The organism is Polaromonas sp. P1_G2 (assembly GCF_056405515.1).
In genome coordinates, this window is sequence record NZ_JBFUBY010000247.1 from 1 (window position 1) to 6,182 (window position 6,182).

General features: G+C 64.0%; 7 protein-coding genes and 1 pseudogene. 6 read left to right on the top strand and 2 right to left on the bottom strand.

The features are described 5' to 3' along the window. Positions 1 to 654: SAM-dependent methyltransferase (locus AC1D0P_RS20175; protein ID WP_477678384.1), on the bottom strand; the 654-nt coding region annotated here is incomplete at its 3' end. Next, positions 651 to 1,271: a Maf family nucleotide pyrophosphatase gene (locus tag AC1D0P_RS20180; RefSeq protein ID WP_477678385.1), complete on the bottom strand. Its 621-nt coding sequence runs from the start codon at positions 1,269 to 1,271 to the stop codon at positions 651 to 653. The genes AC1D0P_RS20175 and AC1D0P_RS20180, both read right to left, overlap by 4 nt. Before the next feature lie 26 nt (positions 1,272 to 1,297). Here AC1D0P_RS20180 and AC1D0P_RS20185 point away from each other — a divergent pair, with 26 nt between their 5' ends. The 6 genes and pseudogenes from AC1D0P_RS20185 to AC1D0P_RS20210 all read left to right on the top strand — a co-directional run. Further along, positions 1,298 to 1,849, top strand: coding sequence for a YceD family protein (locus tag AC1D0P_RS20185; protein ID WP_477678386.1), 552 nt, complete (start codon positions 1,298 to 1,300; stop codon positions 1,847 to 1,849). 239 nt (positions 1,850 to 2,088) lie between these two features. Next, positions 2,089 to 2,271 (top strand): 50S ribosomal protein L32, encoded by a 183-nt coding sequence (rpmF, locus tag AC1D0P_RS20190; RefSeq protein WP_007873878.1) that lies wholly within the window; start codon positions 2,089 to 2,091, stop codon positions 2,269 to 2,271. A gap of 85 nt (positions 2,272 to 2,356) precedes the next feature. Further along, positions 2,357 to 3,472, top strand: coding sequence for a phosphate acyltransferase PlsX (plsX, locus tag AC1D0P_RS20195; protein WP_477678387.1), 1,116 nt, complete (start codon positions 2,357 to 2,359; stop codon positions 3,470 to 3,472). After that, positions 3,472 to 4,449, top strand: coding sequence for a beta-ketoacyl-ACP synthase III (locus AC1D0P_RS20200; RefSeq protein WP_477678388.1), 978 nt, complete (start codon positions 3,472 to 3,474; stop codon positions 4,447 to 4,449). The genes plsX and AC1D0P_RS20200 overlap by 1 nt, the downstream gene beginning before the upstream one ends. A 44-nt stretch (positions 4,450 to 4,493) precedes the next feature. Then, on the top strand, positions 4,494 to 5,840 hold the full coding sequence (locus AC1D0P_RS20205; protein ID WP_477678389.1) for a sialidase family protein: 1,347 nt from the start codon (positions 4,494 to 4,496) through the stop codon (positions 5,838 to 5,840). Beyond that, a pseudogene (locus tag AC1D0P_RS20210) lies at positions 5,821 to 6,182 on the top strand (hypothetical protein); the annotation flags it as partial. The gene AC1D0P_RS20205 and the pseudogene AC1D0P_RS20210, both read left to right, overlap by 20 nt.

Sequence of the window (6,182 nt, forward strand, 5' to 3'; positions counted from 1 at the left end):
GCTCAATGCCAGCCGGGTGTTGCCCTGCAAAGTTTGCAGCAACGCCTGGAGCAGGGCGGCGTTGCGGTAGGGCGTCTCGATGAAGAGCTGGGTCTGGCCGGATTTCAGGGCCAGCGATTCCAGCTCGCGTATGCGCTGCACGCGCTCGGCCGGCGTTTGCGGTACGTAGCCGGCAAAGGCGAAACTCTGGCCATTGAGGCCGCTGGCGGCCAGCGCCAGCATCAGCGACATTGGTCCGGTGAGCGGCACGACCTCCAGCCCCAGGTCATGCGCGGCGCGCACCACCGACGATCCCGGGTCGGCGATGGCCGGCATGCCGGCTTCGCTGACCAGGCCCATGTCGCGGCCTTCCATGGCAGCCGCCAGCAAGGGGCGTGCGTCGAAGTTGCCGCCGTGGTCGCCTTTTTTGTGAACCTCGCGCGGCAGCTCCTGGATCTGCTGCGACTGCAGCGGCGCGACTAGCGGGTGCAGTGCGTCGATGCGCTTGAGGTAGGCGCGCGTGCTTTTGGCGTTCTCGCAAATCCAGCAGGACAGCCGCGAAGCGACTTGCAGCGTCTGCAGCGGCATCACGTCCTGCAGCGGCGCCTGCACGTCGCAGCCGAAATCCAGCGGCGCGGGCACCAGGTAGAGCTTGCCCTTTGCTGCGGCGCTCATGGCCGGCCTCCCGACAGCAGCTTGACGCCGGCTGCCTGGATCATCCGGCAAGTGCGTATTAGCGGCAGGCCGACCAGGGCCGTCGGATCGTCGTTGTCGATGGACTCCAGCAGCGCGATGCCCAAGCCTTCGCTTTTGGCGCTGCCCGCACAGTCGTAAGGCTGCTCGATGCGCAGGTAGTTTTCGATCTCCTCGTCGCTGAGATCGCGGAACCTGACCTTCACGGGGGCCAGGCTTTGCGCCTCATAGCCGCTTTCGAGGCACACCACGGCCACGGCGGTCTGGAAAATCACCGTGTGCCCGCGCATGCGGTGCAGCTGCTCAACGGCTTTCTCATGGCTGCCCGGCTTGCCCAGCGGCTCGCCGTCCAGGTCGGCCACCTGGTCGGAGCCTATGACGACCGCGCCCGGGAAGGCTGCGGCCACCGCGCGGGCCTTGGCCAGGGCCAGGCGCTCGGCCAGCGCGCGCGGCGCTTCACCGGGCTGCGGGGTTTCGTCCACGTCGGGCGCGGCGACTTCAAACGGGATGTGCAGCCGCTCCAGCAATTCGCGGCGGTAGCGTGAGGTGGAACCGAGGACGAGAGGGCGGTTTGTGGCGGGAGCGGGGGCAAGGGTCATGCCTCCGATTCTCTTACACTGCATCCATGTCCAGATCCCTTCAGCCCAGCCGGCTCAACATGAAAGCGTTCGCCCAGGAAGGCGTGGCGCTCACTGAAACCACTCCGCTACAAAATATGGAGCGCCTTGCCGAGGAGGCGCAAGGGCTGCAGGCCGATTCAACGGTGCAGTGGGAGGCGCTCGGCGAGTTGCGCCCGCGCACCGGCGCCGACGACGAGGTGTGGCTGCACCTGCAGGCCCGAGCCACCGTCCCGCTGACCTGCCAGCGCTGCATGGGCGTGGTCGAGACACCGGTGGAGGTCGACCAGCGGTACCGTTTTGTTGCCAGCGAAGACATCGCCATGGCCGAAGACGACCAATCCGAAGAGGATTTGCTGGTGATGGAGCCCCAATTCAACCTGCTCGCCGTGCTGGAAGATGAATTGCTGATGGCTCTGCCCCTGGTGCCCATGCACGAGGAATGCCCGATCGCGCCAAAGCTGCAGGCGGGTGACATTGCGGAGCCGGATGAAGTGAGCGAGCCCGGGAAAAAGCCCAACCCGTTTGCCGTGCTGGCACAGCTTAAAACCAAAAAATAGTAATTTGGTATTACATACTCAGGCGACAAACCCTTTGAATAAGCCGACATTTCACACGCAACAAGGTGGCGTAGTGAAAATGACGCCGCATCAAGCTATAATCAAAGGCTTCGCGTACCAATGCGGTGAATACGGTGACATGGCGCCCAGGCTGCCATCGGCCGATATTCAGGTCCAGCTGTCTGAACTCGGAATTTGGTGCGTAATTTACCAACCTTACACCCCATCAGGAGCGGATCATGGCCGTCCAGCAAAACAAAAAGTCACCTTCCAAGCGCGGTATGCACCGTTCGCACAACGCACTCACCGTGCCAGGCATTGCCGTGGAATCCACCACCGGCGAAACCCACCTGCGCCACCACATCAGCCCCACCGGTTTCTACCGTGGCCGCAAGGTGCTGAAAACCAAATCCGAAGCGTAATTTCACGCTTTGAGCATGGGCCCGCACTCATCCTGCGGGCCTTTCTTTTGCCTGAACTCCTCATTTTGACTGCACCGGTCGCCTCATGATCAGGATCGCTGTCGATGCCATGGGCGGCGATATCGGCCCCGCCGTGACGCTGCCGGCCAGCCTGGCGTTCCTGGACGGCCACCCGGATGCCGCCGTGGTGCTGGTCGGCCAGCCCGAAACGCTGGCGACGCATCCGTTGCACGCGCGGCTCCAGGCTCATCCACGCTGCCAGATCGTCCCGGCCAGCGAGATCGTCACCATGGACGATCCGATCGAGATCGCACTGCGGCGCAAGAAGAATTCCTCAATGCGGGTCGCGATCAACCAGGTCAAGGATGGCGCGGCCCAGGCGGCGGTGTCGGCCGGCAATACCGGCGCCCTGATGGCGATTGCCCGCTACGTCCTCAAAACACTTGATGGCATAGACCGCCCTGCCATTGCCACCCAGTTGCCCAATGCCCTGGGCGGTGCCACCACGGTCCTGGACCTGGGTGCCAACGTCGACTGCACCGAAGAGCATCTGCTGCAATTTGCCGTCATGGGCTCGGCCCTGGTAGCCGCTATCACTGCCAACCCCACGCCCAGCGTCGGGCTGCTCAATATCGGCGAAGAGGCGATAAAGGGCAGTGAAATGATCAAAAAAGCTGGTGAATTGCTGCGATCTGCCTCCAATTCCGGTGATCTGAATTTTTATGGAAATGTCGAGGGCAACGATATTTTCAAGGGAACGACCGACATCGTCGTCTGTGATGGCTTTGTCGGCAATGTGGCGCTCAAGGCCAGCGAGGGCCTGGCCAGCATGATTGGCGGCTTCATGAAGACCGAGTTCTCCCGCAATATCTTCACGAAAATTTCGGCCATCATCGCCTATCCGGTGCTAAATGCGTTTAAAAATCGGGTTGACCACAGGCGGTACAACGGTGCGGCGCTGCTCGGCCTGCAAGGCCTGGTCTTCAAGAGCCACGGCTCGGCGGACGCCTTCGCGTTCGAGAGGGCGCTGAATCGGGCTTATGATGCGGCTCGGAACAATTTGCTTGAGAGAGTCCGCGAACGTATTGCCCATGCGGCCCCTTTGCTGGTTGCGGCGCAGGCGGCACCTTCCGCCGATACGCCGACCGAGGCCTTCTCAATGCCAGTTGACTCAGCAGTTTCAACACCGGCCACTCATTAATGACCCGTTACTCACGCATCACCGGCACTGGTAGTTATTTGCCGCCGCGCCGACTGACCAACGCCGAACTGGCCGCCGACCTGGCCACCCGAGGCGTGGAAACTTCCGACGAATGGATTGTGGAGCGCACCGGCATCCGGGCCCGCCATTTCGCCGCGCCCGACGTGACCAGCAGCGACCTGGGCGTCGAAGCGGCCAAAAACGCGCTGCAGGCCGCGGGCCTTCAGGCATCCGACGTCGACCTCATCATCGTGGCAACCTCGACGCCCGACATGGTGTTTCCGTCCGCCGCCTGCATCTTGCAGAACAAGCTTGGTATTGCCGGCTGCGCGGCCTTTGACGTGCAGGCCGTGTGCAGCGGCTTTGTTTATGCGCTGACCGTGGCCGACGCCATGATACGCACCGGTTCGGCCAGCAAGGCCCTGGTGATAGGCGCGGAAGTGTTCTCGCGCATCCTGGATTTTTCGGATCGCACCACCTGCGTGCTGTTCGGCGATGGCGCCGGCGCCGTGGTGCTCGAAGCTTCGGAGACACCCGGCATTCTCGCCAGCGACCTGCATGCCGACGGCAAGCACGTCGGCATCCTCTGCGTGCCCGGCAATGTCTCCGGCGGCCAGATTCTCGGCGACCCCCTGCTCAAGATGGACGGCCAGGCTGTGTTCAAGCTGGCCGTGGGCGTGCTCGAAAGCGCGGCGCGCGCCACGCTGGCCAAGGCCAACATGACCGACGCCGACATCGACTGGCTGATTCCGCACCAGGCCAATATCCGCATCATGCAGAGCACGGCCAAAAAACTGAAGATGCCGCTCGAGAAGCTGGTGGTCACTGTCGACCAGCACGGCAACACCTCCGCCGCCTCCATCCCGCTCGCGCTGGATGTGGCCGTGCGCAGCGGCAAGATCCAAAAAGGCSACACCCTCATGCTCGAAGGCGTGGGCGGTGGCTTTACCTGGGGTGCGGTGCTTCTCAACTACTGAGCGGCTCCCACCCATCCGCCAGGCTTTCACAGACAGGTGGGCAATTGAATTTCAAACCGTCCGGTGCATTGGAGCGCCTCGCAGCTGCCTTGCTGGTGCTGGCCTTCGCCCTGGCTGGATGGAAAATCCTGCAGCACCCGCCGGCTTCGCCGTTTTTGTCGGCTCCGGCGATCCAACCCTCGCCGCGCACGGTCCCGCTGGCGCAGCAGCGCTCGCCGGACGGCCGCTTTCGCTTCGACGCGCAGTTTGTCTCCTCTTCCCCCGGCCAGGCCGTGCATGCGGCTTCCGTAGTGGAGTTGCGCGACGGGCGCTTGCGGGCGGTCTGGTTCTCAGGCTCCCGGGAGGGCGCCGGGGACGTCACCATCCAGAGCGCCGTCACGGACGCCACCGGGTCGCGCTGGAGCGCGGAAAACACCTTGTTCGATCGGCAAACCCTCCAGCAAGGCCTGTGGCGTTACGTCAAGAAGCTGGGAAATCCGGTGATCGCCCGCGCGCCCGACGGCTCGCTAACGCTGTGGATGGTCAATGTTTCGCTCGGCGGGTGGGCGGGCAGCTCCATCACCTGGGCGCGCTCCACCGACGAAGGCGCGACCTGGAGCGCCCCGCGCCGCCTGGTGACCTCGCCCTTCCTGAATATCAGCACCCTGGTCAAAGGCGCGCCCATCGGCTTCGAGAACGGCGAAACCGGCTTGCCCGTGTACCACGAGTTCATCGCCAAGTTCGGCGAAGTCCTGCGTGTCAACGCCATGGGTCAAGTGGTCGACAAAATCCGCATTCCCGGCAGCCGCACCAGCCTGCAGCCGGTTGTCCTGGTCTCGGGGCCGGAAAAGGCCCAGGTCTATATGCGCTCGGGCAATGCGGTGGCGCTGATGGCTTCAGGCACCACCGATGCCGGCAAGACCTGGTCGCCCACCCATGCCGGCACTTGGCCCAACCCGGACTCCGCTGTGGCCGGCGCCGTGACGAACACCGGCGCGCAATGGCTGGCCCTGAACCCGGCGCCCCGCAACCGCGAAATCCTGGCTCTGCTGCAAACGGGGGCGGGTGGCTCTTTTGACGGGGTGGAGCCATGGATCGTGGAGTCGTCCGCCAATCCAGAGGTACGCACGTCCCTCGCTGATTACGAGCGCCTGCTGACGCAGGAACTCAAGGCCCGCGGCGCCCGGGACGACGAAGCCCAGGCCTATTTGGCCAGCGCCCGGCGCCAGCTGTGCGGCGGCCAGAGCTGCTCGCAGGAGTTTTCCTATCCCTACCTGCTGCAAAGCCGCGACGGCTACCTGCACCTGGTCTATACCTGGCACCGCACGCGCATCAAGCATGTGCGGCTGGATCCCTTGCAAACCCTTGAGGCCGCACAAGCGGCGCCCGGCTATGTTCCCCCCGGTAAATGATCTGATCGCCTTGCTCGGCATCAACCTGGTGCTCAGCGCCGCTTGCCTTCGCCTGCTGAGCTGGCGGCGTGGCGTCACGCCGTGGACCAAAGTTATTACCGCAGCAGTGTTTGTACTGCTGTGGTGCCCGGTCGGCCCCGCCCGTTTGCCGCTCGTGGCTTATGTGCGCGGCATCAGCTCGGACCTGAGCATTTCCCTGGTGGCCATCGCCTGCCTGGGCATGTACCAGCGGCTGCGCGGTCTCCCTCTGGTGGCGCAGCGTGAGCGCATGGCGGTGAACCTGGCCTTCGCGGCCGGCGCCTTGTTCCTGTATCCGCTGGCCCTGGGCTGGGGTGACTGGGA

Bases quoted from the DNA above. Each gene is read 5' to 3' on its own strand.
- AC1D0P_RS20180 (WP_477678385.1), bottom strand. From the start codon at position 1,271: ATGACCCTTGCCCCCGCTCCCGCCACAAACCGCCCTCTCGTCCTCGGT.
- AC1D0P_RS20185 (WP_477678386.1), top strand. From the start codon at position 1,298: ATGTCCAGATCCCTTCAGCCCAGCCGGCTCAACATGAAAGCGTTCGCC.
- rpmF (WP_007873878.1), top strand. From the start codon at position 2,089: ATGGCCGTCCAGCAAAACAAAAAGTCACCTTCCAAGCGCGGTATGCAC.
- plsX (WP_477678387.1), top strand. From the start codon at position 2,357: ATGATCAGGATCGCTGTCGATGCCATGGGCGGCGATATCGGCCCCGCC.